The following is a 26,375-nucleotide window of genomic DNA, read 5'->3' as shown; positions in this document are numbered from 1 at the left end:
ACCGGTGCGTGCCTCGGCGGACCGCAGCGCCGCGAGCGCCCGCGCGTGCCGGGAGCTCGCGCCGCCGGCCGCCGACGGGACCGCAGGCCCGGCCTCGGGCTCCGCGTCCTCGGGGACGGCAGAGGTGGTCTCCGGGGAGACTGTGACAGCGGTCATGACCCTCCAGCGATGGTGTCTGCCGGTGGTGACCGGATCGGTCGCACCTCGTCGAACGTGTTGTCGAACGCCTGTTCGATAGAACACCAGTACACCGCGCGGACCCGCCCCTGTCAAACCATCTCTTCGCCACACTGGCTCTGAGCCGGCGAGGAGAACGAGATCGGCCCGGTGCGAGATCGGTCCCCTGACGGACCGATCTCGCACCGAAGGGCCGATCTCGCGGGCCAGGGCTCAGAAGGGCCAGGTCACTGGGACGGGACGTAGAGGGAGAGGGTGCGGGCCACCAGGGCCGGCTTCTCCGCGCCCTCGATCTCGACCGTCACCTCGCACGCGAGGCGCACGCCCCGCGGCGTCGGCTCGGCGGCGAGGACCTCGGTGCGGGCCCGCAGGCGTGCGCCCGACGGCACCGGGGCGAGGAACCGCAGCCGGTCCAGGCCGTAGTTCATCACCATGGCGGCGCCGTCCACCGCGATCAGCGAGGACGCGAGGTGCGGCAGCAGCGAGAGCGTGAGGTACCCGTGCGCGACGGTGGTCCCGAACGGCCCGGCGGCCGCCTTCTCGGCGTCGAGGTGGATCCACTGGTGGTCCTCGGTGGCGTCGGCGAACGCGCTGATGCGTTCCTGCGTCACCTCGAACCACTCGCCGGTGGCCGTGCGCCCCACGGCGTCGGCGAGGGCGGCAGGCGAGGCGACGGCGATGACGTCGGTGCTCACGCCTTCGGCCCGCCCGCCACGTACAGCACCTGGCCCGACACGAACCCGGACTGCTCCGAGCAGAAGAAGGACACGGCGTTCGCGATGTCGTCCGGCTGCCCCACGCGCCCGACCGGGACGTCCTTGGCCGCAAGGCCCAGGTAGTCCTCGAGCGGCATGCCGATGCGCTCGGCGGTCTCGCGGATCATGTCGGTCTCGATCACTCCGGGTGCGACGGCGTTCGCCGTGACGCCGAACTTGCCGAGCTCGATGGCCAGGGTCTTGGTGAACCCCTGCATGCCCGCCTTGGCGGCCGAGTAGTTGACCTGGCCGCGGTTGCCGAGGGCCGACGTCGAGGACAGGTTCACGATGCGGCCGAACTTCGCCTCGACCATGTGCGCCTGCACGGCGCGGGTCATGAGGAACGCGCCCCGCAGGTGCACGCCCAGCACGGCGTCCCACTCCTCCACGGACATCCGGAACAGCAGGTTGTCGCGCAGGATGCCCGCGTTGTTCACCAGCACGGTCGGCGCGCCCAGCTCGGCGGTGACGCGCTCGACGGCGGCCGCGACCGACTCCTCGGAGGCGACGTCGACGCCGACGGCGAGCGCGCGGCCGCCGTCGGCCACGATGTCCTGCGCGGTCCGGGCGGCCTGGTCCTCCTTGAGGTCCAGGACGGCGACGGCGAAGCCGTCCTGCGCGAGCCGGCGGGCCGTGGCGGCGCCGATGCCGCGGGCCGCTCCGGTGACGATGGCGGTACGAGTCATCAGGGGTTTCCTCTCGTTGCGTGATACGGCGTGGAACGTCGTCGTGCGACGCCCGGTCAATATCTCAGGTCAGAACATCACGAGCTGCCGCAACGCGGCACCGGAGGCGAGCCGGTCGAGCGCGGCGGGCAGCTCGTCCAGGGTGATGCGGTCGGACACGAGCGCGTCCAGGGGCAGCCGCCCGGACCGCCACAGCTCGACGTAGCGCGGGATGTCGCGGCCGGGCACGGCCGACCCGAGGTAGGAGCCCACCACGGTGCGGGCCTCGGCCGTCAGGCTCAGCGGCGAGACGCTCGCCCGCGCGTCGGGGTGCGGGAGGCCCACGGTCACGGTCGTGCCGCCGGGTGCGGTGAGGGCGTACGCCGTCTCGAACGCGCGGGCCGAGCCCGCGGCCTCCACCACGACGGGGGCGCGCAGCCCGCGCTCGGCGACCTCCTGCGGCCCGACGGCGGTGGTCGCCCCCAGCTCGCGCGCCAGCTCCAGCTTGGCGGGCAGGGCGTCGACGCCGATCACCTCGTGCCCGAGCGCGACGGCCACCAGGAGCGCCGCCATGCCGACACCGCCCAGCCCCACCACGGCCACCCGGTCCCCCGGTGCGGGCCGCCCGGCGTTCACGACGGCGCCACCGCCGGTGAGCACCGCGCAGCCGAGCAGCGCGGCGACCTCGGGCGGCACGTCGGCGTCGACAGCCACCACCGAGGTCTCGGACACGACGGCGTGCGTCGCGAACGCGCTCACCCCGAGGTGGTGGTGCACCTCCTGCACGCCACCGGCACCGGCACCGGCACCGGCACCGGCGGACGGGACGCCGCGCGACAACCGCCGGCCGCCGCCCACGAGCGTCCCTGCCGCGTTGGCCGCCGACCCCACGGAGCACGGCAGGCGTCCGTCGGTGGCGCACTCGGCGCACCGCCCGCAGCGCGGCAGGAACGTCATGACCACCCGCTGCCCGACGGCGAGCCGCGCCCCCGGGCCGGTGGCCTCCACGATCCCTGCGGCCTCGTGCCCGAGCAGCATCGGCACCGGCCGCACGCGGCTGCCGTCCACGACCGACAGGTCGGAGTGGCACAGGCCCGCGACCTCGATCCGCACGAGCACCTCGCCGGCCTGCGGCGGGGCGAGCTCGAGCGGGCCGACGGTGACCGGCAGGGACTCCGCGTACGGCGCGGGCGCGTCGCAGCGTTCCAGCACGGCGCCGGTGATCCGCATCAGACCTTCTCCAGCACCATCGCCATGCCCTGGCCGCCGCCCACGCACATCGTCTCCAGGCCGTACCGGCCGCCGGTCGCCGCGAGCCCGTTGATCAGGGTGGACGTGATGCGCGCCCCGGTCATCCCGAACGGGTGCCCGACGGCGATGGCGCCGCCGTGGACGTTCAGCAGCTCCTCGTCGACGCCCAGCTCGCGCGCCGAGGGGATCACCTGGGCGGCGAACGCCTCGTTGACCTCCACGAGGTCCATGTCGTCGACCGCCAGCCCGGCACGCCCCAGCGCCCGACGACTGGCCTCGACCGGGCCGAGGCCCATGATCTCGGGCGACAGCCCGCTCACGCCGGTGGACACGATGCGGGCCAGCGGCTGCAGCCCCAGCTCGTCCACCACGCGGTCGGAGACGATCACGAGCGCCGCGGCGCCGTCGTTGAGGGGGCAGGCGTTGCCCGCCGTGACGGTGCCGTCGGGCCGGAACACGGGGTCGAGGCCGGCGAGCGTCTCGACGGTGGTGCCGGGGCGCGGGCCGTCGTCGGCGGAGACGACCGTGCCGTCCGGGAGGGTGACGGGTGTGATGTCCGTGGCCCAGAAGCCCGCGGCGATCGCGGCCTGCGCGCGCTGCTGGCTGCGGGCGGCGAACTCGTCCTGCTCCGCGCGCGTGACGCCGCGCAGGGCGGCCACGTTCTCCGCCGTCTGCCCCATGGCGATGTACGCGTCGGGCAGCGCACCCTCCAGGCGCGGGTCGGTCCACAGCCCGGTCCCGGCCCCGGCGCGCTTCTCCGTCCGGGCCAGGGCGTCGGCGAACACGGGGTTGGTCAGGTCGATGCCCGGGATGTGGTCGCTCGACCCGGTGGCGAACGAGCTCACCGACTCCACGCCCGCCGACACGAAGACGTCGCCCTCCCCCGCCTTGATGGCGTGGAACGCCATGCGGGTGGTCTGCAGGCTGGAGCTGCAGTACCGCGTGACGGTCGCGCCGGGCACCGTGTCCCAGCCGCACAGCACGGCGACGATCCGCGCCATGTTCATGCCCTGCCTGCCGCCGGGCAGGCCGCAGCCGAGCAGCAGGTCGTCGATCCGGGCCGGGTCGAGGCCCGGCACCTGCTCGACGGCGGCGCGCACCATGAGCGCGGCGAGGTCGTCGGGGCGGACGTCCTTGAGCGACCCCTTGTGGGCGCGCCCGATGGGCGAGCGCGCGGTGGCCACGACGTAGGCCTCGGTCATGTCTTCCTCCTCGAAGAACGGGACTCGGCGGGCACCGGCTCAGACGAACGCCGCGTGACCGGTGATCGCGCGGCCGACGATGAGCTGGTTCATGTCCTTGGTGCCCTCGAACGTGTACACGGCCTCGGCGTCGGCGAAGTAGCGGGCCACGCCGTGGTCGAGCGTGATGCCGTTGCCGCCGCACGCCTCGCGGCACAGCGCCACCGTCTCACGCATGCGCGTGGTGACGAACGCCTTGGCCATCGCGGCGTGGGCGTCGGCCTGCAGGCCCTTGTCCTGGAGCTGGGCGACGCGCACGCACATCGCGAAGCCTGCCGTCACGTTGGCGTACGCCGTGGCCAGCTTGTCCTGGACGAGCTGGTAGCTGGCGATGGGGTTGCCGAACTGCTCGCGCTGCTTCGTGTACGCGACGGCGGCCTCGTAGGCGCCGACCATCGTGCCGAGCGCCTGCCAGGACACGCCGTCGCGGGTGATCCGCAGCACCGTGGCCAGGTCGCGGAAGCTGTTGATGCCCTGGAGGCGGTCGGCCTCGTGCACCTCGACGCCGTCGAGCACGATGTCCGCGTTCTGCACGATGCGCAGCGACTGCTTGCGCTCGATCTTCGTGGGCGTGAAGCCCGGCGTGCCCTTGCGCACCAGGAAGCCCTTGACCTGGTCGTCCGCGGTGTCCTTGGCCCAGATCACCACGACGTCGGCGAACGTGGCGTTGCCGATCCACCGCTTGGCACCGTCGAGCACCCAGGTGTCGCCCGTGCGGGTGGCGGTGGTGCGCAGGCCCTTGGCGGTGTCGGAGCCGGCCAGCGGCTCGGTGAGGCCGAACGCCCCGATGAGGTCGCCGTTCGCCATGGGCGGCAGCCACGTCGCGCGCTGCTCCGCGGAGCCGCCCACGCCGATCGACGTCATCGCCAGGCCGCCGGAGACCCCGATGAACGTGCAGAAGGACGAGTCGACGCGCGCCATCTCCATGCCGACCCAGCCGCGGAACACCGCGGAGGTCTCCTCGCCCTGCGTCTCCGCCCAGCCCGCGCCGATGGTGCCGAGCTGCGCGAACGGCTTGAACAGGTGCACGGGGCACTCGGCGCGCTCCCAGTAGTCGTCGGCGATCGGGCGCACCTCCCGCTCCATGAACTCGCGGACGGCGAGCGCCTTCTTCTGCTCGGCCGGGGTGAGCAGGTCCTGGAACGCGTAGAAGTCCGCCTCCAGCAGGTCGGTGGCGGGTGGTTCGGGTGCGAGCGTCATCGGTCCTCCGATCGTCGTCGATCTGGCCGGTGCGGGTGCCTCACGAGGCACCGACCGACCGGTCGGTCTCCAGTATGCATCAATCCTGAAAATGTTGCACCCCTCCCTCGGGAGGGCGTTACGCTGCCGCCATGGGCTACCGGCACCCCTTCCCCCTGCGCTGGAACGACAACGACCAGTACGGGCACATGAACAACACCGTCTACTACCAGGCCATGGACACCGCGGTGAACGCCTGGATGATCCGGTACAGCGGCCTGGACCCTGCGGGCGACGTGATCGGGCTCGCCCGCGCGTCCTCGTGCGAGTTCCTCGCCCCCGCCTCGTTCCCCGACGAGCTGGAGGTCGACGTCGCCGTCGGCCGCCTCGGGCGCACCTCGCTCACCTGGGACCTCGCGATCGTGCCCGCGGGCGCACCGGACCGGAGCACGGCGTACGCCACGGGCAGCTTCACGCACGTGTTCGTCGACCAGGCGGCCCGCCGCCCGGTCCCGGTCCCTGACGCGATCCGCACGGCGCTCACCACCCACCTCCCGTCCTGACCTGTCGCCTAGCCCGCCGAGGCCGCGTAGCGGGCGCTCAGCTCGCGCTTGAGCACCTTGCCGCTGGGGCCGAGGGGCAGCTCGTCGGACACGTGCACCACGCGGGGGTACTTGTACGCCGCGACGTGCTCCTTCATCCACGCGATCACGGCGTCCGGGTCCACGTCCGCCCCGTCCGAGGGCACAAGGGCGGCGTGCACCTCCTGCCCGCGGACCTCGTCAGGCACCCCGAACACGGCGGCCAGCGCGACGCCCGGGTAGCGGGCCAGCACCGCCTCGACCTCCGTGGGATACACGTTGTAGCCGTTGCGGATGATCATGTCCTTCTTGCGGTCCACGACGGTGACGATGCCGTCGGCGTCCACCGTGCCGAGGTCGCCGGTGCGGAACCAGCCGTCCACGACCGCCGCCGCCGACGCGTCGGGCCGCCCGAGGTACCCCTTCATGAGGTTGTGCCCGCGCACCACGATCTCGCCCAGCTCGCCGGCCTCACCCGGCGCCGGCGGGGGCAGCAGCTCCACCCGGTCCTCCACCTCGGCCACCGCAACGGCCACGTCGACGCCCCACATGGACCGGCCCACCGTGCCGGGCCGGATCGGCTCCGAGGTCACGTTGAAGGTGCACGACGGCGACGTCTCGGTCAGCCCGTACCCCTCGTGCACCTGGGCGCCGAACGCCTCCTCGAACGCCTCCAGCAGGGCGACCGGCAGGGCGGCTCCCCCGGACACGGCGTACCGCAGCGGCGGCCGGGCGGCCGTGCGCCGGGCGGCCTCGACCATGCCGGCGAAGTTGGTCGGCACCGCGGTGAACACGGTGGCGCCGTGGGTCACGAGCAGCTCCAGCGCCTCGTCGGGGTCGAACTTCGGCAGCAGCACGATCGACGCGCCGCGCCGGAAGGCCATGTTCAGCACCGCCATCTGACCGAACGAGTGGAAGAACGGCAGGCCGCCGTAGACGACGTCGTCGGGCCGCAGGTCGAACGAGTCGATGAGGGAGCAGTGCACCTGCTCGACCATCGCCAGGTGGGAGCCCACCGCGCCCTTGGGGGTGCCCGTCGTGCCGCTCGTGTACAGGATCGTGGCGGCGGCGAGCGGGTTGACACCCACGTGCCGCTCGATCGGCGTCGCCGCGGCCGCCTCGTCCTCGAGGCGGGCGACCCCGGCCTGCCGGGCGGCGTCCTCGGGCATGAGGACCGTCAGCAGCGGCACGCCCGCCCGGGCGGCCGCGGGCGCGGCCTCCGCCAGCATCGGGGCGGCGGCCACGACGACGTCGGCCTCGGCGTCGCGCAGCACGAACTCGATCTCGTCGGCGCGGAACAGCAGGTGCACCGGCACCACGACGGCGCCCAGCGCGAGCGCCGCGTAGTACACCCGGGGGAAGTCGGGCACGTTGGGCACGATCATCGCCACGCGGGAGCCCGGGCCGATGCCGCGGGCCGCGAGCGCCCCGGCGTAGGCCCTGGTCCGGTCCCAGAGCTCGCCGTAGGTGGTGGGCCGGCCCAGGAAGTACAGGGCGGTGCGCTCGGGGAACCGGCGGGCGGTCTCGGCGAGGATGCTCGCGATCGAGAGGGTGCCGTAGCCGGGGCCGTCGACGGCGGTGTCGGGGGCGTGCGTCATGTCGGGTCTCCTTCCAGAGGGGTGGGCGCTGCGGTCCCGGGTGTGCGGTTCCGGGGGGCGAGGTAGGGGGCGCGGCGGCGCGCCTCCGCGCGGCCGAGGGAGGCCAGGTGCACCTCGTCGGGGCCGTCGGCCAGCCGCAGGGCGCGGACGCCGGCGAACAGCTCGGCCAGGGGGTGGTCGCCGGAGAGCCCGGCGGCGCCGAACAGCTGGACGGCGCGGTCCAGGATCTGCCCGACGGCGCGGGGTACCGCGATCTTGATGGCCTGGATCTCGGTCATGGCGGCCTTGGTGCCGACGGTGTCCATGAGCCAGGCGGTCTTGAGCACGAGCAGGCGCAGGGCCTCGATCTCGACGCGGGCGCCGGCCAGCCACTCGCGGACCACGCCCTGGTCGGCCAGCGGGCCGCCGAACGCGGTGCGCCGCGTCGCGCGTTCGCGCACGAGGTCCATGGCGCGCTCGGCGGTGCCGAGCGCGCGCATGCAGTGGTGGATGCGGCCTGGACCGAGGCGGGCCTGCGCCATGGCGAAGCCCTCGCCCTCGCCGCCGAGCAGGTTCGCGGCCGGCACGCGCGCGCCGTCGAACCGGATCTCGGCGTGGCCGCCGTGGTCGCGGTCGTCGTACCCGAGCACGGTGAGGCCGCGCACGACGGTCACGCCGGGGGTGTCGCGGGGCACGAGCACGATGGACTGCTGCCGGTGCCGGGGGCCGTCGGGGTCGGTCCGGCCCATGACGACCAGGAGGCCGCAGCCCGGGTTCATCGCCCCGGTGGCGAACCACTTGCGGCCCGTGATCACGTAGTCGTCGCCGTCGCGCACGATGCTCGTCGCGATGTTCGTGGCGTCCGAGGAGGCGACGTCGGGCTCGGTCATGCAGAACGCCGACCGCAGCGTGCCGTCGAGGAGCGGGTCGAGCCACCGCTCGCGCTGCTCCGGGGTGCCGAAGTGCGCGAGCAGCTCCGCGTTGCCGGTGTCGGGGGCCGCGCAGTTCGTCGCGACGGGCGCGAGCCGGGGGCTGTACCCGGTGAGCTCGGCCACGGGCGCGTACTGCAGGTTCGTCAGCCCGGCGCCGCGGTCGCCCGCCGGGCTGTCCGGGGGCAGGAACAGGTTCCACAGGCCACGCTCGCGCGCCGCGGTCTGCAGGCGGCGCACGACGGGCCGGAACGACCAGTCGTCCGGGGTGGCGGCGAGCTCGTCGTCGAGCACGGGCTCGGCGGGCAGCACCTCCTCGGTGAGGAAGGCCCGGACGCGGTCACAGGTCTCGCGGGTGGTCGTGTCGGGGGCGAAGTCCATCAGCCGGCCTCCTGGGTGTCGGGTGCGCCGTCGAGCCGGGTCAGGCCCTCCGCGGCGAGAGGTGCGACGAGGGCGCCGATGAGGTCGAACCCGGCACCGACCGTCTGCCCGCTGGTGAACCGGAGGTGGATGCCCTCGAGGATGACCGCGAGCTTGTAGCAGGCGAACGCGCGGTACCAGGACAGGTCGGGGACGGCGATGCCCGCGCGGGCCGCGTAGGTGTCCACGACCTCGTCGAAGCCGGGGTAGCCGGCGCCGGGCTCCACCGCGCCCGGCACGGCGTCGACCCCCTCGGCGCCCGCCAGGGCACCGATGTGCCAGTACATGCCGAGCATGCCGAGGTCCACGAGGGGGTCGCCGAGCGTCGCCATCTCCCAGTCCAGCACCGCGGCGACGTGCGGGGCGCCGGGCGGGCCCGCCACCAGCACGTTGTCGAGCCGGTAGTCGCCGTGCACGATGCCGGCGCGGGCGCCGTCGTCGGGCACGGCGTCCCCCAGCCGCTCCTGGAGCGTGTCCAGGAGCGGCTGCGGGCGGGACCTGGACGCGTCGTACTGGCGGCGCCACGTCGTCAGCTGGCGGGCGAGGTACCCGGCAGGGCGGCCGAAGTCGGCCAGCCCCACCCCTGCGGGGTCGGTGGAGTGCAGGTCCGCGAGGACCTCGGCCAGCTCGAGGCCGATCCGGCGCAGGCCCGCGGGGGCGAAGGCGGCGTTGTGCTCGGGGCGGGCCAGGACCGTGCCCGCCACGTGCTCCATGACGAAGAACACCGTGCCCGTGACCTCCTCGGCCTCGGTGTCGTCCACGACCGCGACCGTTCGCGGCACCGGGATCGTCCCCGCCAGCGCGGTGACGACCCGGTGCTCGCGCCGCATGTCGTGCGCGCTGGACAGCACGTGCCCCAGCGGCGGGCGGCGCACCACCAGCGGCAGGGCGGCACCGTCCACCCGGTAGGTGAGGTTGCTGCGGCCGCCGGCGATCAGGCGCACGGTCAGGCCGCCGCCCTCCCCCGGCGCGACCGGTCCCGCCAGCTCCGGGTGCTCCCGGGCCAGCCAGGCGGCCAGGCCGTCGACCCGCAGGCCGGGTGGTTCGTGCGTCATGGTTCCCCTCTCGTGCTGTGTCCCCTGCGCCCCGCCGGGCCGGTCACCCGGCAGAGCCGTGTCATCCCGCCGGGACACCCTCGTTCTCGAGCGGCGTCTCCTGCGGCGTGACGGCGGTGGCGCCCGACTCCGACACCTCATAGGCGGCGTCGACGAAGTCCTGCACGCCGTCCGACACCACGGCGACCCGCACGGTGCGGTACGCGAAGTGGTCGTCGGCGGAGTAGGTCAGCGGCGCCACGCCGTTGCCCCGCAGCTCGCCGGACTCCAGCGCCGCCACGATCGACTCCCGCGTCGGGTCCTGGCCCGCCGCGGCCAGCGCCTCGGCGAACTGGTAGCCCACGCTCATGCCGTAGGTGGTGTTGCCCGTGTAGGGCGCGCCGTCGTTGTACTCGTCGTTGATCCGGGTGAAGAGCTCGTACCAGTCCGACGACGGGCTGTGGGGCAGGTAGTTCACCGACACCAGGCCCTCCAGCGCCGGTGCGCCGTCCTCGCCCAGGTACTCCACGAGCGTCGGGTGGTCGGCGCCCGACGACGAGACGTGCCACGCCGGGAACCACCCCATCTGCGCGGCCGTGCCGACGGCGAGCGCCGTGAACCCGTTGATGGTGCCGAGCACGTTGTGCGTGCACCCGGCCTCCTTCATCGCGCCGAGCTGCGCCGTGACGTCCTGGTCCGCGGTCGAGTACGTCTCGTTCACCGCGACCTCGTCGGCCACGAGCTCGACGCCCTGGAGGATGCCCTCGCCGAAGTCGTCGTCCTGTCCCAGCACGCAGACCACGGCGTCCGGGTCGGTGTCCAGGGCGTACTGCGCGAGCGCCGCACCCTCGGTCACGTAGTCGGCGTTGAAGCCGAACGTGTTCGGGTACTCCTCGGGCTGGTCCCACGTCAGAGAGCCCGACGCGACGAACAGGTCCGGCACACCGTTCTGGTCCAGGTAGTCGAGCACGCCGGAGTGCGTGGGCGTGCCCAGGCCGTTGACGATCGCGAACACCTCCTCCTGCTGGACCAGCTCCCGCACCACGGTCTGGGTGGTGGCCGGGTTGTAGCCGTCGTCCTTGACGACGTACTCGATCTGCCGGCCGTTGATGCCGCCCCGGTCGTTGACGTACTCGAAGTACGCCGCCGTGGCCGCCGAGATCGACGCGAAGCCGGCCGCGGCCGGGCCCGTGAGCGGCTGGTGCGTGCCGATGACCACCGTGTCGTCGGTGACGCCCGGCACGTCGGCCGCGGCAGGGGTGGAGCAGGCCGACAGCGCCGTGGCGGCGGTCAGCCCGAGGACGGCGGCCGCGCCGGTGCGGCCCCGTGGTGTTGCCCGTGATGTTGTCGAACGCATGCCGATCACCTCTCTGTGTTCGTGGAAAGCGATGTGTTCCGAGATCTCCCGCGGACCAGCCGGGCGAGCCCGCCCGGCCGGAGCACCATGACGACGATGACGACCACCCCGAACAGAGCGATCTCGAGGTTGCCCTGCAGGCGGTGGCCCAGGTCGGCGGGCAGGGCGCCGGTGGCCTGGTCCACCAGCCAGGGCAGCAGCGTCACGAGGACGGCCCCGACGGCGGCGCCGCCGAGTGAGCCGAGCCCGCCGACCACCGCGGCGACGACGAGCAGCAGCGAGAAGCCGAGCCCGTACGCCCCGGGGCTGACCTGCTGGGTGACGACGGCGAGCACGGCGCCGCCCAGGCCCGCGGCCAGCGCGCTGGCCACGAAGGCCCCCGCCTTGACCCGCCCCGGGTCGATCCCGGCGAGCCGGGCCGCCGTCTCGTCGTCGTGCACGGCGCGCATGCGCAGGCCCGCGCGCCCCGAGCGGAGCGCGACCAGGGGCGTGACGGCGCAGCTGGTCAGGAGGATCGCGAGCCAGGCGTGCCACTGCTCGACCGCGATCAGGGCGGCGAGCGCGTCGGGCACGGGGACGAACGGGGCGCTCACGCCCTGCGCGCCCGCGAGGGCGGGGACGGTGCCCGCCACCGACGGCAGCGCGATCACCAGGGCGAGCGTCAGGCCCGCCAGGTAGGGCCCGCGCAGCCGGGCGGCGGCCAGCCCGAGGAGGACGCCCAGCGCCCCCGAGGCCACGAGGGCGCCGACCACCCCGGCGAGCAGGGGAAGGAGCAGGCCTGCGACGCCGTCGGCCGCTCCGCTGCCCGCCAGAGCGTCCGCGACCCGGGTGGCCGTCAGGGCGTACCCGTACCCGCCGGCCGCCATCAGCACGGCGTGCCCCAGGGAGAGCTGCCCGGTGAGCCCGACCAGCAGGGTGAGCCCCGCGACGGCGGCGAAGATCCCCGCGGCCGTGGCGAGCTGGTAGTTGCGGTAGGGGTCGAGCAGGAAGGTACCGCCGAGGGCCAGGAGCGTGAGCAGCCCGGCGCGCAGGAGGAGCCTCGTCGCTGGGATCGCAGCAGGGCTCGTGGCGGGGCTCGTGGTGGCGGTGCTCATGCGGTCCGCGCCTCCCTCGTGGCGAAGAGTCCGTGCGGCCGCACCAGCAGCACGGCGGTGAGCAGCACGAGCACGGCGAGCGGTGCCGCCGCGGCCGAGGCGTACCCGGTCACGAGGGTCACCAGCACGCCGACGGCGAGCCCTGCGACCAGCGCCCCCACGGGCGAGTCGAGCCCGCCGACCACCGCTGCCGCGAAGGCGTTCACGAACAGCACGTCGGCGGCGTGCGGGTCCAGTCCGAGCCCCGTGGGGACGAGGAGCAGGGCCGCGAGCGCCGCCGTCGCGCTCGACAGCATCCAGCCGAGGGTGACCATGCGCGGCACGCGCACACCCAGCAGGCGGGAGGTCTCGGGGGCGAAGGCGGCGGCGCGCAGCCGGAGGCCGAGCGAGGTGCGGCTGAACAGCAGGGCGAGCCCGCCCATGACGACGGCGGCCACGACGAGCACGAACAGGTCGTAGGGGCTGAGCACGCTGACGCCGCCGACGTCGAAGGGCCGCTGCGAGAAGGGGGCGTGCACGGGCCGGTGGTCGGGGCCGAAGACCATGGCGAGCCCGGCCTGGAGCACCATGACCAGGCCGACGGCGACGATGATCCCGGGCAGCGGGGTCTCCTGCGGCACCAACCGCAGCAGGCCGCGTTCGACGACAGCGCCGAGCAGCGCACCGACGGCCAGCGCGACAGCCAGCCCGAGCCAGAAGGAGCCGCCGGCCGACGTCACGGCGAGGGCGACGTACACGGGCACGACCGCCATGGCCGCCTGCGCGAAGTTCACCGCCCGCGCGGCGCGGTAGACGATCACGAGCGACAGGGCGAAGAGCGCGAGGACGGCGCCGCGCGCGAGCCCGGTCGACAGGAGGAACACGAGTCTTTCCATGGCGGTGCCTCTCAGAAGCCCAGGTAGGCGTGGCGGAGGGCGGGGTCGGCGGCCAGCTCGGCGGCCGGGCGGTCGGCGACCACCTCGCCCAGGGACAGGACGACGCCGCGCTCGGCGACCGACAGCGCGCTCGTGACGTTCTGCTCGGCGAGGAGCACGGTGAGGCCGGTGGCCTCCGCCTGATCGCGCAGCACGCCGAGCAGCCGGGCGACCACGAGCGGCGCCAGGCCGAGCGAGGGCTCGTCGAGCAGCAGCACGTCGGGCCGGGACACGAGCGCACGGGCGAGCGCGAGCATCTGCCGCTCGCCGCCCGACAGGGTGTGGCCCGCGGCGTCGCGGCGCCGGGCCAGGGGTTCGAAGAGCTCGTACATCTCCGCGACGGCGGCGTCGACCGCGGGCCCACGGCGGGGGCGCCCGGCCTGCCGGAGGGCGCCGAGCCGGAGGTTCTCCGCGACGGTGAGCTCGACCACGACGCTGCGGCCCTCCGGCACGAGGGCGAGCCCGCGGCGCACACGGTCCTCGGTGCTCAGGGCCGACAGGTCGGCGCCGTCCAGCAGCACCCGGCCGGCGCGCGCCGGGAGCAGTCCCACCAGGGCCCGCAGCAGCGTCGTCTTGCCCGCGCCGTTGGCCCCGAGCAGGGCGACGAGGGCGCCGTCGGGCACCTCGAGCGACAGGCCGTCGAGCACGGGGGCGCCGTCGCCGTGGCCGACGGTGAGCCGGTCGATCGTCAGGGTGCTCACGGGCGCACCTCCCCCGCGGGGACGCCCAGGTAGGCCTCCTCGACGGCCGGGTCCCTGCGCACCTCGCCGGGTGTGCCGCACGCGATGACGCGCCCGAGGTCGAGCACCACCACGCGGTCGGCCACGTCCGTCACGAAGTCGACGTGGTGCTCCACGAGCAGCACGGCGCAGCCGCCGTCGGCCACCGTGCGCACCGTCCGCGCGAGCTGGTCGATGTCGGCGGCGCCGAGCCCGCCCGCGGGCTCGTCGAGCAGCAGGAGCCGGGGTCGGGTGACGAGGGCCCGGGCCAGCGCGACCCGCTTGCGCTCGGGGTAGGGCAGCGCGCCTGCGCGCACGGCGGCCACCGCGCCCAGCCCGAGCGCGGCGAGCACCTCGTGGGCCGCCGCCAGGTGGTCCCCCGTGAGACGTGTGCCGCTGAGCGGCACCAGCACGTTCTCCAGCACGGTGAGGCGGTCGAACAGCCCGAGGCCCTGCAGGGTCCGGGAGACCCCGGCACGCAGGAGCCCGGTGGCCGACGGCGGCGCGGGCTCGCCCCCGACGCGGACCTCGCCGCGCCGGGTGCGCACCAGGCCGCACACGGCGTTGAAGACGGTGGTCTTGCCGGCGCCGTTGGGGCCGATCAGGGCGACGGTCTCGCCGTCGGCCACGGTGAAGCCCACGTCGTCCAGCGCGGTGAGGCCGCCGAACGTGACGGTCAGCCCCGCGACCTCGAGCCGGGGCGGGCCGTCTGCCGTGCTGCCCGTCGTCGTCATACGGCACCTCTTCGTGTCGGGGCTGCCACGTCGCAGCCCTCCGGCAAGTACCGACCGGGCGGTATGTCACCTGCCCGGGTCACCCTCCGCTCCCCGCCGCACCCCACCTCAGCCGCGGTGCGGCATCGCGCTCGTCATGCCCCCGTCCACCACGATCTCCTGCCCCGTGACCCAGGCCGACGCCTCGCTCGCGAGGAACAGCACCGCCCCCGCGAGGTCGGCCGGCTCCCCCGGCCGGCCGAGCGGGATCACCAGGGCCTCCGGATCGATCCGGGCGCTCATCTCGGTCCGGACCAGCCCGGGGTGCACCGAGTTCACGCGGATCCCGTCCTTGCCCAGCTCGACGGCGAGCGACTTGGTCAGCCCGCGCACCGCGAACTTCGAGGCCGTGTACCCGTGCAGGCTCCAGCTCCCGCGCAGGCCCTCGACCGAGGAGATGTTGACGATCGAGCCCCGCCCGGCGGCCTTCATGGCGGGTACCACCGCACGGCAGCCGAGGAACGTGCCGGTCGCGTTGACCGCCATCACGGCGTCCCACTTGGCGAGCGTGAAGTGCTCGATCGGCGCCGCGTTCGCGATGCCCGCGTTGTTGACCAGCACGTCCACGGACCCGAGGTCCTCGACCACCCGGCCGACGACCCGGTCCCAGGCGTCCTCGTCGGTCACGTCCAGGTGCGCGAACCGCGCCCGCTCCCCGAGCACGTCGGCCAGGGCCTGCCCCTCGCCGTCGAGCACGTCGGTGACGACCACGTGCGCCCCGGCGTCGTGCAGCACCCGCACGTACGCCTCGCCGAGGCCGCGGGCGCCGCCCGTCACGAGCGCGACGCGCCCGGTCAGGTCGTGCAGCGCGGCGACGCCGGGCCCGGTCACGCCGCCACCCGCCCGACCGCTGCGTCGTCGGCCACGCGGACGACGAGCCGACCCGTCGTCGCACCGGCGGCCAGGCGGGCCACCGCGGCGGGCGCGTCCTCGAACGGGACCACGTCGCTCAGCACCGGGCGCACCGCGCCGGAGCCGGCGAGCTCGTCCAGCGCGGCGTGCGCGGCGTCCACGAGGTCCGGCCTGCGCTGCTGGTACAGCGCCCAGTGGAGCCCGAGCACCGAGTAGTTCTTCACCAGCGCGAGATCGGGCCGCACCGTGGGCAGCTGCCCGCTCGCGAACCCGACCACGACGATCCGGCCCTCGAACCCGACGCACCGCGTGGACCGCTCGAACGAGTCGCCGCCCACGGGGTCGAACACCACGTCGACGCCGGGCCGGCGCAGGGCCGACACCCAGTCGTCGTCACGCAGGTGCACCTCGTGGGCCCCGGCGTCGAGGGCCGCGGCCTTCTTGGCCTCGCTGCCGACCACGCCGACCACGCGCGCCCCGGCCGCCCGGCCGAGCTGGCACGCGGCCGTCCCGACGCCGCCCGCCGCCGCGTGCACGAGGAGCGTCTGCCCGGCCTGCAGCCCGCCGCGCCGGTGCAGCCCGAACCACGCCGTCTGGTAGGCGATGGTCAGGGCGGCAGCCTGCGCGTCGTCCAGGGCCGACGGCGCGGCGTGCACCGCCTCGACCGGCACCGTGGCGTACTGCGCCAGCACCCCGATCTTCGACCCGACCACACGGTCACCCACGCGCACCCGGGCGCCGTCGGCCACGCCCTCACCGAGCGCGACCACGTCGCCGCACAGCTCGATGCCGGGCACGAACGGCAGCTCCGGGCGCACCTGGTACTCGCCGCGCGCGAGCAGCACGTCGGGGAAGTTCACCGCGACGGCCCGCACGCGGACCAGCACCTCGCCCGGCCCCGGCTCCGGCACCGGGACGTCGTGCAGCTTCATGACCTGGTCCGGTTCCCCGTGGGAGACCACCCGCCACGCCGTCATCGCCGTGGGTACGTTCACGCGTCAGTCCTCTCCTGGTGCTCGTCCGATGCTCCGCAGGAACAGCTCGGTGAGCTGCTCCGCCACCTGGGCCGCCGTCAGCGGGCCGTCCGGCGAGTACCACTGGGAGAGGTAGTGCACGTCGGAGAAGAAGTGCGCGATGAGCATCGCCGTCGGCACGTCACCCCGGAACACCCCCTCGTCGATGCCGCGGCGCAGCAGCGCCTCGAACTCCTCGTGGTACTCGCGCCGGCGCCGCTTGACCTCGGCCTGCCGGTCCGGCATGAGCATGTGCTGGCTGCGGGTGAAGACGGTGCCCTCGGGCATGAACTCGATCGACGTGGCCACCACGTCCTCGCACACGGCGCGCAGCACGTCCTCGACGGCGTCACCGCGCTCGGCGCCGCGCGCGACGATCTCGTCGAGACGCGCCTTCTGCAGGGACAGCAGCCGGTCGTAGATCGCGAACAGCAGGTCGTCCTTGGAGGAGAAGTAGTGGTACATCGCCCCCTTGGTGACGCCGGCCGCCGCGACGATCTCCTGGACGCTCGTGGTCGCGTACCCCTGCGTGGAGAAGAGGTCGAGGGCTGCCCGCAGGACCTGGTCCTGGACGTTCGTGGTGCGCATGGGCACATCCTTCACCGTCACCACCTCCGCCGCCCGGCTCATCCCGCGCTCCGCACGCTCGCGCCGCCGTCGACCAGGAGGGTCTGGCCGGTGACCCAGGCCGCGTCGTCCGACAGGAGGAAGGCGGCGGGGCCCGCGACGTCGTCCGGCTCGCCCAGCCGGCGCAGCGGGTAGGCGTTCGCGGCCTCCTCCTCGCGGCCCTCGTACAGGGCGCGCGCCATCCGGGTGCGGACCACCCCTGGCGCGAGTGCGTTCACGCGGGTGTGCGGGGCGAGCTCGTCGGCGAGCTGCACGGTCAGGTTGATCAGCGCCGCCTTGGTCACGCCGTAGAAGGCGATGCCGGGGCTCGCCGCCGTCCCGGCGACCGACGCCATGTTCACCACGGAGCGCAGCGGGGCCCCCGCGGCCGAGGCCGCTGCCACCACCTCGCGGGTCCACTCCAGCGCGGCGATCACGTTCACGTCGAGGATCTTGCGCGCCGCCGCGACGTCGACCTCGGCCAGCGGCCCCCAGGCCGGGTTGATGCCCGCGTTGTTCACGAGGTGGTCGAGTCGCCCGAAGCGGTCGGCCGCCTGCGCGACGGCGTCCGCCCGGTGCGCGGCGTCGTCCGCCTTGCCCGCCACGCCCAGGGCGCGGTCCGCGCCCAGGTCGTCGACCGCCTCCGCGAGCGAGTCGGCCGACCGGCCGGTGATCACCACGCGGCCGCCCTCCGCCACGAGGCGGTGCGCGATCGCGCGGCCGATCCCTCTGCTGGCCCCGGTGACGAGAGCGACCCTGCCCTCGAACCTGCCGGCGACGTCGTCGTCTGCCACTCACCCTCCCTGTGCCGGGCCTCGCCGATCAGTCATACCGTCTGGTCGGTTTGGCGAACATAGCACGACGGCCCGCCCGCGGACCAGGGGCTTCACCCGGCCTGCCCGACCTCCGCCGCGAACGCCAGCAGCGCGGCCGCCAGCGCGTCCGGGGCCTCCTCCGCCATGTGGTGGCCGGAGTCGATGCCGTGCCCCCGCAGGTCGGAGGCCCACGGTCGCCAGACGGCGAGCGGGTCGCCGTACAGATCCTCGATGTCGTCGCGCAGCGACCAGAGCACCTGCACGGGCATCTCGAGGCGGCGCCCGGCTGCCCGGTCGGCGCGCTCGGCGTCGGCGTCGACGCCGAGCCCCGCCCGGTAGTCCTCGAGCATCGCGCGCACCACCTCGGGCCGGCGCACGGCCGCCCGCCACTCGTCGTGGTTCTCCTGCCCCATGACCGCGGGGTCGCCGCGATACCACGCGTCGGGGTCTGCCGTGATGACCCGCTCCGGCGTCTCGGGCTGAGCGAAGAAGTACCAGTGCCACCACTCGGTGGCGAACCGGACGCCGAGGCGGTCCAGGTGCTCGCTGAGCGGGATCCCGTCGAGAAAGCTCACGCGGACGACGGCGTCCGGGTGGTCGAGCGCGAGGCGCAGCGCCACGTAGCTGCCCCGGTCGTGGCCCGCCACCGCGAACCGCTCGTACCCGAGCGCGCGCAGGACGGCGACCATGTCGCCCGCGACCGCGCGCTTGGAGTGGGCGCTGTGGTCGGCGGCCGGAGGCGGACCCTCCGACCGTCCGTAGCCGCACAGGTCGGCACACACCACCGGCAGCCCGCCTGCCACGAGCAGCGGCGCCACCCTGTGCCACGTCGCCGACGTGCGCGGGTGCCCGTGCAGCAGCAGGAGGGGCGGCCCGTCGCCGGGGTGGTGGCGCGTGAGGATCCTGGCGGGGCCGACGTCGACGAGCTCCTCGGTGAAGTCCTCGAACATCGGCCCATGATGGGCGGCCCCGGCCTCACTCGCCCGCCGGGCGCCCGCTCGATCGCTTCGCATCTTGTTGCCCGGGACACCCCCAACCGGTTTGATAGCCGCCATGACCACGACGCCCGCCACGACTGCACCGAGCGTCGCCACCGTCGGGCTCGAGGCCGCGCCGAGCCGCCTCTCCGCCCGGCTGGCGACGCGGCCGGAGGCCCAGCGCGTGCTCGACCTCGCTCGCGAGACGTTCATCGAGGGCTACCGGATCGACATGGCGCCGCTGGCCGCGCGCCTGGGCGTGGACAGGACGTCGGTCTTCCGCTGGGTCGGCAACAGGGACGCGCTGCTGAGCGAGGTGCTGTGGTCGCTCGCCGTGCCCACCCTCGTGCAGGCCGACCGCGCGACCGAGCACCTGTCCGGCGCGCAGCGCCTGGCCGACCTGCTGACCACGTTCACGCGCGACCTCATCGAGGCCGACTACTTCCGGGCCTTCCTGCGCCGCGAGCCCGCCCGCTCGCTGCGGCTGCTCACCACGGCAGACAGCCCCATCCAGCGGCGCTTCGTGGCCACGGTCGAGTGGCTCGTCGTGCGCGACCTCGGCCCCGAGCCGTTCGGCGGCACCATCGAGCCCGGCGAGCTCGCGTACCTGCTGGTGCGCATCTCGGAGTCGCTCACCTACGCCGACCTCATCACCGGCGACGAGCCCAGCCCCGCCCGCGCGCGGACGGCGTTCCGGCACGTCCTGCGCGTGACCTGACCGGACGGGACGACCTGTGCCGGTCCTCCGCGCAGCCGCTGGCAGCCGGGCCGACGATTCGGCAGAGTGAGGCCATGGACTTCACTCGCCCCTATCCCCCGGACCCGTACACCCTGCTGCCCGCCCCCGCGACGTTCACGCTCACGAGCGAGGACCTGTCCGACGGCGAGCGCATGCCCGACGCGCACGCGGCCCACGACAAGGGCCTGTCCCCCGCGCTGGAGTGGACCGGCTTCCCCGAGGGCACCCGGTCGTTCGTCGTGACCTGCTACGACCCGGACGCGCCGACGCCGATGGGATACCACCACTGGACGGTCGTCGACCTCCCGGCCGACGTGACGTCCCTGCCCGCCGGCGCGGGCGCCCCCGGCGGCTCGGGCCTGCCCGCCGGCGCGTTCCACACCGACAGCGACGGCCACACCCCCGGCTACGAGGGCGCCGCGCCGCCGCCCGGCGATCACCCGCACCGCTACATCTTCGCGGTGCACGCGCTCGACGTCGCCCCCGGCGAGCTGGGGCTGGGCCCGGACGCCACGAACGCGCAGGTGGCGTTCAACGTGTACTTCCACCTGCTGGGGCGCGCCACGCTCACGGCGACGTACAGCCGATGACCGCGACGCCGCCCACGCTGGGCGACCTCGCCTGGGCGCCCGCGCTCGAGCGCCCCGGCCTGCTCGCCGACCCCGTCCGCGCCGCGCTGACCGCCTGGGCCGAGACCGATCCCCGCGTCGCCGGGCTCGTAGCCGTCGCCGAGATCGACCCCGACCACGCCGAGACCGCGACCCTCAACGACGTGCACGGCCTGCCGCCCGAGGCGTCGGCCAACTGCGTGCTGGTCGCGGGCCGCCGCGGCGAGGAGGAGCGCCTCGCGGCCTGCGTCGTGCCCGCCACGACGTACGCCGACGTCAACAAGCGCGTGCGCAAGCTGCTCGACGTGCGCAAGGCGTCGTTCCTGCCCACCGACCGCGCCGTCGCCGAGTCCGGCATGGAGTACGGCGGCATCACACCCGTCGGTCTGCCCGCGGCCTACCGCGTGCTCGTCGACGCCCGGTTCGAGCAGGAGGGCACCCTCGCGCTCATGGGCTCGGGCGTGCGCCGCTCCAAGCTGCTGATGCCGGGGCCGCTGCTGTGCGCGCTGCCGGGCGCGGAGGTCACCCCCGACCTGGGCGTGCCGCGCTGAGCCTGCGCCCACCCGCAGGCCTCACCCCGGCGGGATCCGCCCGTCCAGCGCGGCGGACATCCGCTCGGCCAGCCCGGCGGCGTCGAACCGCACGTCGCCGCCGGGCGTCAGCGCCGCCCGGACGTAGCGCCGGAACTCCTCGCTGAGCCCCACGTAGTGCTGCAGGCGCGGGCGGGGCGCCGCCCCGTCCAGCGCCCGCCGCAGCGCGTCGTTCGCCTTGCGCAGCGGCTCGTTGGTGCCCTGCGCCCCCTTGCCCGTCGCGTAGTCCACGAGGGAGGCGGCCAGCCCGTCCGTGTCCGCCTCGCGCGCCCAGGGCGCCGCCGGGTCCCGGTACGGCGCCTCGCGGCCGGCCGCGAACCCGCCGCGCTCGAAGACGACCACCGCAGGAGCGCGCGGACCCAGCGCGCGTAGGTGCCGACCCGCACGAGCGCGGCCAGACCGAGCAGCACGAGCACGACGGAGGCGATCAGCAGGGCGATCTGCGCCTGGCGGCCCACGACTCCCATCGCGGTGGTGCACAGGCCCGCCACGGCGACGAGCACGGTCAGGACGGTGGTGCGGTAGTCCTCCCACCAGGAGGGGGACCGACCCCGTTCCCGGCGTCCCGACCCCTCCGGCTGCCCCGTCGCACCCATCCGTTCCTCCCCGAACGTCCGGGTCTGATATCTACCACAAACAGGTCGGAACGGGGTCGAAAAGGATGCGGATCAGCGCAGCACGGACCGCCGGCTGCCGTCCATGGCCTCCTGGCGGATCCGCTCCTGGCGCTCCTGCCAGTCCTTGAACTGCGCCTGCGCCTCGAGCTCCTTGGCGCTGGGTGCCACACCCACGACGACGAGCAGCAGGATGGTGCTGATCGTGACGCCGATGATGAGCGGGCCCAGCAGGGCGGACGCGGTCACGCCGCCGTCGGGCACGACGAGGCCGCCGCGGACGACCTCCGCACGCATCGCCGCCATGCCCGTGTAGTGCATGCCGGACACCGCGATCCCCATGACGACGGTCGCCCCGATCCCGGCGACGAGCGTGCGCACCTTGGCCGCGAGCCACAGGCCCGCGGTCGCGGCGACGATACCGACGAGCACCGACACCGTGACGATCACGAGGTCGTAGGTGACCTCGACGCCGACGTCGACCGCGCGCATGCCGAGGTAGTGCATCGCGGAGATGCCCAGGCCGGTGACCACGCCGCCGCCGATCAGCGCGGCGACGCCGACGCCCTCCGCACGGACGATGAACAGGCCGAGCCCCACGACCAGGACGGCGAGGACCCCGCTGGCGATCGTCAGGCCGACGTCGTAGCGGGTCTCGGTGCCGCGCACGTGGAAGCCGAGCATCGCGACGAAGTGCATGACCCAGATCCCCGTCCCCCCGATCGCGACCGCGCCGAGGGCGAGCCAGCCCGTGCTCGCGGCTCCGCGGGAGACGCGGGCGCGGGCGGTGCAGGTCAGGCCGACGGCGCACCCGGCGCACGACAGCAGGAACGAGAGGACAGGGGTGACCCAGCCCATCGCGAAGTGTTCGATCATGAGGTCTCTCCGTGCACGTCTCGCCAAGTGTGGGATCGCTACCATCGGGGTTCATGCAAAGTAAATAGCCGGGATGGTGAGACATGCACCGTTTGCGCCGGGTGAACTTGCCCCGAGAGGGGGTGATCTTCGGCATGCAGGACGCGCGGCCCAGGTGTGACCTGGCTCGCATGCTCGAACCGTTGCGAAGGGGTCCCGAAGTTAGGTTAGGCTCACCACCGTGACCACCCAGACCCAGGGGCTCGACGCCCGGCCCATGCGCATGTTCGACGTCGAGGTCGCGCGCGTGACGCGGCTGTGCCCCTCCTTCGTCCGGTTCACCTTCCGGGGCCCTGACCTCGACAAGTTCGCCGACAACGGCCGCGACCAGCGCATCAAGCTCCTCCTGCCCTCCCCCCGGGGCGGCTGGGACGCCCTGCGCCGCGACGACCCCGACTGGTACACCGCCTGGCGCGCCCTGCCCGACGAGGAGCGCAACCCCATGCGCACCTACACGGTCCGCACGGTGCGGCAGAACCTGCGCGAGGTCGACGTCGACGTCGTGATGCACGGCGACGCGGGCCCCGCCTCGCGCTGGGCCCTGTCGGCCGCCGCCGGTGACCCGCTGGTCATCATGGGCCCCAACGCGGAGTATGACGGCGTGCACGGCGGCGTCGAGTTCGCCCCGCCGTCGCGCAGCCACGCGCTGCTGCTGGCCGGCGACGAGACCGCCGCCCCCGCGATCGCCGCGATCTGCGAGTCGCTGCCCCGTGACGCCGTGGGCGAGGTCTTCCTCGAGGTGCCGCACCCCGAGGACGGCTGGGACGTCGCCGCACCGGAGGGCGTGCGCATCCACTGGCTCGCCCGCGACGGGCGCGAGCACGGCGACGTGCTGGTCCCCGCCGTGCAGGAGGCCGCCGACCGGCTGCTCGCCATGGGCGTGCGCCCCTCGGCGGCCGAGACGACCCCCGCGCTGACCGCCGCGGGCCTCGACCTGTCGGGCGAGGCGGAGGACGTCGACATCGACGCGGGCATCCTCTGGGAGGTGCCGGTCGACCGGGCCGGGCACCCCCTGGTCCAGGAGACCGTGCTCTACGCGTGGCTCGCGGGCGAGGCGGGCGTCATCAAGACGCTGCGCCGCTACCTGGTCAACGAGTGCCAGGTGGACCGCAAGTCGGTCGCGTTCATGGGCTACTGGCGCAAGGGCCGCGCCGAGAACTGAGCGGCGCACGGGAGGGGAGGCTCAGGCCTCCCCTCCCGGCACGCGCGTCGCCCACGCGGCGACCGCGACCGCGGACGCCACGTTGAGCGAGTCCACTCCCCCGGACATCGGGATGCGGACCGTCAGGTCGCACCCCGCGACGGTGCTCGCCTTGAGCCCGTCGCCCTCGGTGCCGAGCACGAGCGCGAGCTTCCCGGGCGGGTCGGCCACCAGGTCGTCCAGCGACACCGAGTCGTCCTCCAGCGCCAGCGCCGCCACCGTGAAGCCCTGCGCGCGCAGGGTGTCGATGCCGGCCGGCCACGGGTCGATCCGCGTCCATGGCACCTGGAACACGGTGCCCATCGAGACGCGCACCGCCCGGCGGTAGAGGGGGTCCGCGCAGCTCGGCGTGAACAGCACCACGTCCACGCCGAGCGCCGCGCACGCACGCATGGCGGCGCCCACGTTGGTGTGGTCGACGATGTCCTCCAGGACGACGACCCGCCGCGCGCCCTCCAGCAGCTCGCTCACCTCGCGCAGGGGCGGCCGGTGCATCGCGGCCAGCGCCCCGCGGTGCAGGTGGAAGCCCGTGATCTCCTTCAGCACGGGCTCCTCGGCCACGTAGACGGGCACGCCGGGCGGGATGACGTCCGCCATCGAGTCGAGCCACTTCGGGGCCATGAGGAACGAGCGGGGGCGGTGGCCCGCCGCCACGGCGCGCCGGATGACCGTGGAGCTCTCGGCGATGTAGAGGCCCTTGGCCGGCTCGTGCCGGGAGCGCAGGACCACGTCCGTGAGGCGGTTGAAGTCGGCGAGCCGGTCGTCGGCGGGGTCGTCGACGTGGACGACGTCGGGGAAGGTCACCCGCTCATTCTCCCTGCCTCGGCGCGTGCACCGGGACCCGGGTCGCCCGGCGCGCCGGGCGGGGCGACCGTTATCTGCCCGTGATCTCTCACAGCGAAATCGTGTCGGCTTCCCCCGCGGCCCAAGATTACCTATGCTCCGGGGCAAGGAAACTTCGTCTCACCGATGAGGAGAGTTGCGATGAGAACTGCCCGGAGTCCCCGCTCGTCCCGTGCCCGCCGCAGCAAGGACACGGTTCCGCATCCCGCGCTACCCCCCTCCTACGCAGCGATGATCGAGCGCACGCCCTCCCTGGACGCGGCGGAGCTCGACGGCCTCCTCGAGCGGGTCCTCGCCGGCGCCGACGCCGCGCGCACCCTCGAGTCGACAGCAGTCTCCCCCAGCCTTCGGACGCAGCTCGAAGCGCGGGTCAAGGAAGGGCAATACGCAAAGGAGCGTCTCGTCCTGACCCACCTCCGTCTCGTCCCTGCCGTCGCGAGCGCGTACGCCGGCCGCATGCCGTTCATGGACCTCGTCCAGGAGGGGAACGTGGGCCTGGTCCGCGCCGCCGACTCCTACGACCCCGCGCACGGCACGTTCGCCGCCTACGCCCACCGCTGGGTACGCCGCTCCATCGTCCGCGCCGTCGCCGCGGCCGAGCAGGCGTCCGCCGCCGGCCAGGACGGGCCCACCCCCGAGCAGACCATGATGCGCCGCAGCATCCGCCAGGCCGTCGCCAAGCTCGACGCCGTCGAGGCGCGCGTGCTGGAGCTGCGCTTCGGCCTCGCCGACGGCACGACGCGCACCCTCGACGAGATCGGCCGCCGCCTCGGCGTGACCAAGGAGCACGCGGCCCAGATCCTCGAGACGGCGCTGGCCCGCCTGCGCGACGTCGTCAGCCCCGCCCCGATCGCCGCGTGACCGCCGGCTGGGCTCCCGACGGCCCAGCCGGCGTCAGCCGAGAGATCACCTCGTCCAGAGCGACGTGATAGGCCCACGAGGACTGGTAGCCCGAGTGGGCCGCCACCGCGAAGAGGTAGGCCGAGCGGTCCATCTCCTCCGCCCCGCGGTCCGTGTCGTTCTCCCCGTACCCCACCACCGGGAAGCCCAGGAAGTCGGTGCGCCGCCACAGGTTCACCCACGCGGGCTTCGCACCGCAGGTCAGCAGCGACATCAGCGTGACCTGTTCCCCCGAGCCGGGCTCGGGGCGTCCCGGCGTCAACGGCGCCGCCGGGGCCGCCCCGGGTCCGGGACCACCCGCCAGCTGGCCGCCCCACGGGTCGGCCGACCAGGCCGGGCCGGTCGACGGCGGCGTCCCCGTCGTCGACGGCCCGAGGAGGTCGGGGAAGAAGCGGCCGAAGAACGGCCGTAGCTGCACGCCGTAGGTCAGCAGACCGATGCGCCCGTCCGGCGCGCCCGACGGCGGCGTCCCGGGGCCCGCGCCGTCGGCCGAGCCGGGCACGGGGTTGCCCGCCCGGATGAGCAGCACGGCAGCGGCCAGCACGCCGCCCATCGAGTGCGCCGACAGCACGACGCGACGCGACGGGGCCACGCGGTCGCGCTCGGCGTCGTCCGCGACGTCGGCGGCGGTGAGCCAGGCGTCGACGCGCGAGCGGACCTCCGGCACGACCCGCTCGGCGTAGCTCGGCGGGCCGAACGGGTGCGCGCTGCGCGGCAGGAAGCACATGAGGTCCCACAGCAGGCCCCAGGGGCGGGACGGGCCGCCCCCGCCCGTGCCGCCGGCCAGGGCGCTGACCACGAGCGTCGCCGCGAGCACACCGAGGGCGGGCACCGCGAGGTTCGACAGCCACTCCGGCACCTGGACGGTGCCCGTGTCGGAGTGCTGCGCGATGAGCGGGATGTGCGCGACGAGCGCCGCGACGTAGGCAGCGGCGGCCAGGGCGCCGACGGCGAGCTCGGCGCGGTGCGACATCGCGGCGACCTGCCGGCCGCGCAGCACGCGCTCGAGCACGGGTTTGGGGCCGCCGTCGGGGTC

At 74.4% G+C, this 26,375-nt stretch carries 26 protein-coding genes and 2 pseudogenes; 6 read left to right on the top strand and 22 right to left on the bottom strand.

The annotated features are described in order from the left end of the window. Window positions 1–404: 404 nt before the first annotated feature. From HLB15_RS13470 to HLB15_RS13450, 5 genes are all read right to left on the bottom strand, one after another. Complete coding sequence (locus tag HLB15_RS13470; protein WP_229785603.1) at window positions 405–872, bottom strand: MaoC family dehydratase; 468 nt, start codon at window positions 870–872, stop codon at window positions 405–407. Beyond that, a complete protein-coding gene (fabG, locus tag HLB15_RS13465; protein WP_171106275.1) occupies window positions 869–1,618 on the bottom strand; it encodes a 3-oxoacyl-ACP reductase FabG in 750 nt (249 codons plus the stop codon). The genes HLB15_RS13470 and fabG overlap by 4 nt, the downstream gene beginning before the upstream one ends. Before the next feature lie 69 nt (window positions 1,619–1,687). Next, complete coding sequence (locus HLB15_RS13460; RefSeq protein ID WP_171106274.1) at window positions 1,688–2,827, bottom strand: zinc-binding dehydrogenase; 1,140 nt, start codon at window positions 2,825–2,827, stop codon at window positions 1,688–1,690. Next, window positions 2,827–4,050 (bottom strand): acetyl-CoA C-acetyltransferase, encoded by a 1,224-nt coding sequence (locus HLB15_RS13455; protein WP_171106273.1) that lies wholly within the window; start codon window positions 4,048–4,050, stop codon window positions 2,827–2,829. Before HLB15_RS13455 ends, HLB15_RS13460 begins: the two co-directional genes overlap by 1 nt. A 39-nt stretch (window positions 4,051–4,089) precedes the next feature. After that, window positions 4,090–5,289, bottom strand: a complete 1,200-nt coding sequence (locus tag HLB15_RS13450; protein WP_171106272.1) for an acyl-CoA dehydrogenase family protein — start codon at window positions 5,287–5,289, stop codon at window positions 4,090–4,092. Between the two features lie 131 nt (window positions 5,290–5,420). Here HLB15_RS13450 and HLB15_RS13445 point away from each other — a divergent pair, with 131 nt between their 5' ends. Beyond that, window positions 5,421–5,831: an acyl-CoA thioesterase gene (locus tag HLB15_RS13445; RefSeq protein ID WP_171106271.1), complete on the top strand. Its 411-nt coding sequence runs from the start codon at window positions 5,421–5,423 to the stop codon at window positions 5,829–5,831. An 8-nt stretch (window positions 5,832–5,839) separates the two neighbouring features. Here the strand turns inward: HLB15_RS13445 and HLB15_RS13440 are convergent, their stop codons facing one another. From HLB15_RS13440 to HLB15_RS13380, 13 genes and pseudogenes are all read right to left on the bottom strand, one after another. Further along, window positions 5,840–7,447 (bottom strand): AMP-binding protein, encoded by a 1,608-nt coding sequence (locus HLB15_RS13440; protein WP_171106270.1) that lies wholly within the window; start codon window positions 7,445–7,447, stop codon window positions 5,840–5,842. Beyond that, window positions 7,444–8,736 carry an acyl-CoA dehydrogenase family protein gene (locus HLB15_RS13435; protein WP_171106269.1) on the bottom strand — a complete coding sequence of 431 codons (1,293 nt, stop codon included), beginning with the start codon at window positions 8,734–8,736 and terminating at the stop codon, window positions 7,444–7,446. The genes HLB15_RS13440 and HLB15_RS13435 overlap by 4 nt, the downstream gene beginning before the upstream one ends. Beyond that, window positions 8,736–9,830: a phosphotransferase family protein gene (locus tag HLB15_RS13430; protein WP_171106268.1), complete on the bottom strand. Its 1,095-nt coding sequence runs from the start codon at window positions 9,828–9,830 to the stop codon at window positions 8,736–8,738. Before HLB15_RS13430 ends, HLB15_RS13435 begins: the two co-directional genes overlap by 1 nt. A 61-nt stretch (window positions 9,831–9,891) precedes the next feature. Then, on the bottom strand, window positions 9,892–11,166 hold the full coding sequence (locus HLB15_RS13425) for an ABC transporter substrate-binding protein (RefSeq protein ID WP_171106267.1): 1,275 nt from the start codon (window positions 11,164–11,166) through the stop codon (window positions 9,892–9,894). Between the two features lie 5 nt (window positions 11,167–11,171). Beyond that, window positions 11,172–12,260: a branched-chain amino acid ABC transporter permease gene (locus HLB15_RS13420; RefSeq protein ID WP_171106266.1), complete on the bottom strand. Its 1,089-nt coding sequence runs from the start codon at window positions 12,258–12,260 to the stop codon at window positions 11,172–11,174. Beyond that, window positions 12,257–13,135: a branched-chain amino acid ABC transporter permease gene (locus HLB15_RS13415; RefSeq protein ID WP_171106265.1), complete on the bottom strand. Its 879-nt coding sequence runs from the start codon at window positions 13,133–13,135 to the stop codon at window positions 12,257–12,259. Before HLB15_RS13415 ends, HLB15_RS13420 begins: the two co-directional genes overlap by 4 nt. A 233-nt stretch (window positions 13,136–13,368) precedes the next feature. Beyond that, window positions 13,369–13,821: pseudogene (locus HLB15_RS13410) on the bottom strand (ABC transporter ATP-binding protein); the annotation flags it as partial. Window positions 13,822–13,871: 50 nt separating this feature from the next. Further along, complete coding sequence (locus HLB15_RS13405; protein WP_171106263.1) at window positions 13,872–14,627, bottom strand: ABC transporter ATP-binding protein; 756 nt, start codon at window positions 14,625–14,627, stop codon at window positions 13,872–13,874. 108 nt (window positions 14,628–14,735) lie between these two features. After that, window positions 14,736–15,497 carry a glucose 1-dehydrogenase gene (locus tag HLB15_RS13400; protein ID WP_229785602.1) on the bottom strand — a complete coding sequence of 254 codons (762 nt, stop codon included), beginning with the start codon at window positions 15,495–15,497 and terminating at the stop codon, window positions 14,736–14,738. Continuing rightward, on the bottom strand, window positions 15,494–16,513 hold the full coding sequence (locus tag HLB15_RS13395) for an NADPH:quinone oxidoreductase family protein (protein WP_229785601.1): 1,020 nt from the start codon (window positions 16,511–16,513) through the stop codon (window positions 15,494–15,496). The genes HLB15_RS13400 and HLB15_RS13395 overlap by 4 nt, the downstream gene beginning before the upstream one ends. A 3-nt stretch (window positions 16,514–16,516) precedes the next feature. After that, a complete protein-coding gene (locus tag HLB15_RS13390; protein WP_171106262.1) occupies window positions 16,517–17,119 on the bottom strand; it encodes a TetR/AcrR family transcriptional regulator in 603 nt (200 codons plus the stop codon). A gap of 38 nt (window positions 17,120–17,157) precedes the next feature. Beyond that, window positions 17,158–17,931, bottom strand: a complete 774-nt coding sequence (locus HLB15_RS13385) for an SDR family oxidoreductase (protein ID WP_171106261.1) — start codon at window positions 17,929–17,931, stop codon at window positions 17,158–17,160. A 92-nt stretch (window positions 17,932–18,023) separates the two neighbouring features. Next, window positions 18,024–18,902, bottom strand: a complete 879-nt coding sequence (locus tag HLB15_RS13380) for an alpha/beta hydrolase (RefSeq protein WP_171106260.1) — start codon at window positions 18,900–18,902, stop codon at window positions 18,024–18,026. 103 nt (window positions 18,903–19,005) lie between these two features. On the opposite strand from HLB15_RS13380, the gene HLB15_RS13375 reads away from it, so the two are divergent. The 3 genes from HLB15_RS13375 (at window position 19,006) to HLB15_RS13365 (ending at window position 20,827) form a co-directional block, all read left to right on the top strand. Beyond that, entirely contained in the window at window positions 19,006–19,647 is a 642-nt protein-coding gene (locus HLB15_RS13375) for a TetR/AcrR family transcriptional regulator (RefSeq protein ID WP_171106259.1), read from the top strand. A gap of 74 nt (window positions 19,648–19,721) precedes the next feature. Then, window positions 19,722–20,258, top strand: coding sequence for a YbhB/YbcL family Raf kinase inhibitor-like protein (locus HLB15_RS13370; protein ID WP_171106258.1), 537 nt, complete (start codon window positions 19,722–19,724; stop codon window positions 20,256–20,258). Next, window positions 20,255–20,827 carry a YbaK/EbsC family protein gene (locus tag HLB15_RS13365; RefSeq protein WP_171106257.1) on the top strand — a complete coding sequence of 191 codons (573 nt, stop codon included), beginning with the start codon at window positions 20,255–20,257 and terminating at the stop codon, window positions 20,825–20,827. Before HLB15_RS13370 ends, HLB15_RS13365 begins: the two co-directional genes overlap by 4 nt. A 21-nt stretch (window positions 20,828–20,848) precedes the next feature. On the opposite strand, the gene HLB15_RS13360 is transcribed toward HLB15_RS13365, so the two are convergent. Continuing rightward, entirely contained in the window at window positions 20,849–21,208 is a 360-nt protein-coding gene (locus tag HLB15_RS13360) for a hypothetical protein (protein WP_171106256.1), read from the bottom strand. A gap of 326 nt (window positions 21,209–21,534) precedes the next feature. After that, window positions 21,535–22,356, bottom strand: coding sequence for an MHYT domain-containing protein (locus tag HLB15_RS13355; protein WP_171106255.1), 822 nt, complete (start codon window positions 22,354–22,356; stop codon window positions 21,535–21,537). Window positions 22,357–22,576: 220 nt separating this feature from the next. Here HLB15_RS13355 and HLB15_RS13350 point away from each other — a divergent pair, with 220 nt between their 5' ends. After that, window positions 22,577–23,557: a siderophore-interacting protein gene (locus HLB15_RS13350; protein ID WP_229785600.1), complete on the top strand. Its 981-nt coding sequence runs from the start codon at window positions 22,577–22,579 to the stop codon at window positions 23,555–23,557. Window positions 23,558–23,578: 21 nt separating this feature from the next. Here HLB15_RS13350 and HLB15_RS13345 read toward each other — a convergent pair whose 3' ends face one another. Then, window positions 23,579–24,400 (bottom strand): TrmH family RNA methyltransferase, encoded by an 822-nt coding sequence (locus HLB15_RS13345; protein WP_171106254.1) that lies wholly within the window; start codon window positions 24,398–24,400, stop codon window positions 23,579–23,581. Between the two features lie 270 nt (window positions 24,401–24,670). Between HLB15_RS13345 and HLB15_RS13340 the strand changes: the two genes are divergently transcribed. Beyond that, on the top strand, window positions 24,671–25,300 hold the full coding sequence (locus HLB15_RS13340) for a sigma-70 family RNA polymerase sigma factor (protein ID WP_171106253.1): 630 nt from the start codon (window positions 24,671–24,673) through the stop codon (window positions 25,298–25,300). On the opposite strand, the pseudogene HLB15_RS13335 reads toward HLB15_RS13340, so the two are convergent. Beyond that, a pseudogene (locus HLB15_RS13335) lies at window positions 25,275–26,375 on the bottom strand (hypothetical protein); the annotation flags it as partial. The gene HLB15_RS13340 and the pseudogene HLB15_RS13335 sit on opposite strands and share 26 nt — an antisense overlap.

The sequence above is a fragment of the Promicromonospora citrea genome, assembly GCF_013004695.1.
Classification (GTDB): domain Bacteria; phylum Actinomycetota; class Actinomycetes; order Actinomycetales; family Cellulomonadaceae; genus Promicromonospora; species Promicromonospora citrea.
The sequence above is the reverse complement of the archived record's forward strand: the minus strand, read 5'-3'. Positions and strand labels throughout refer to the sequence as shown.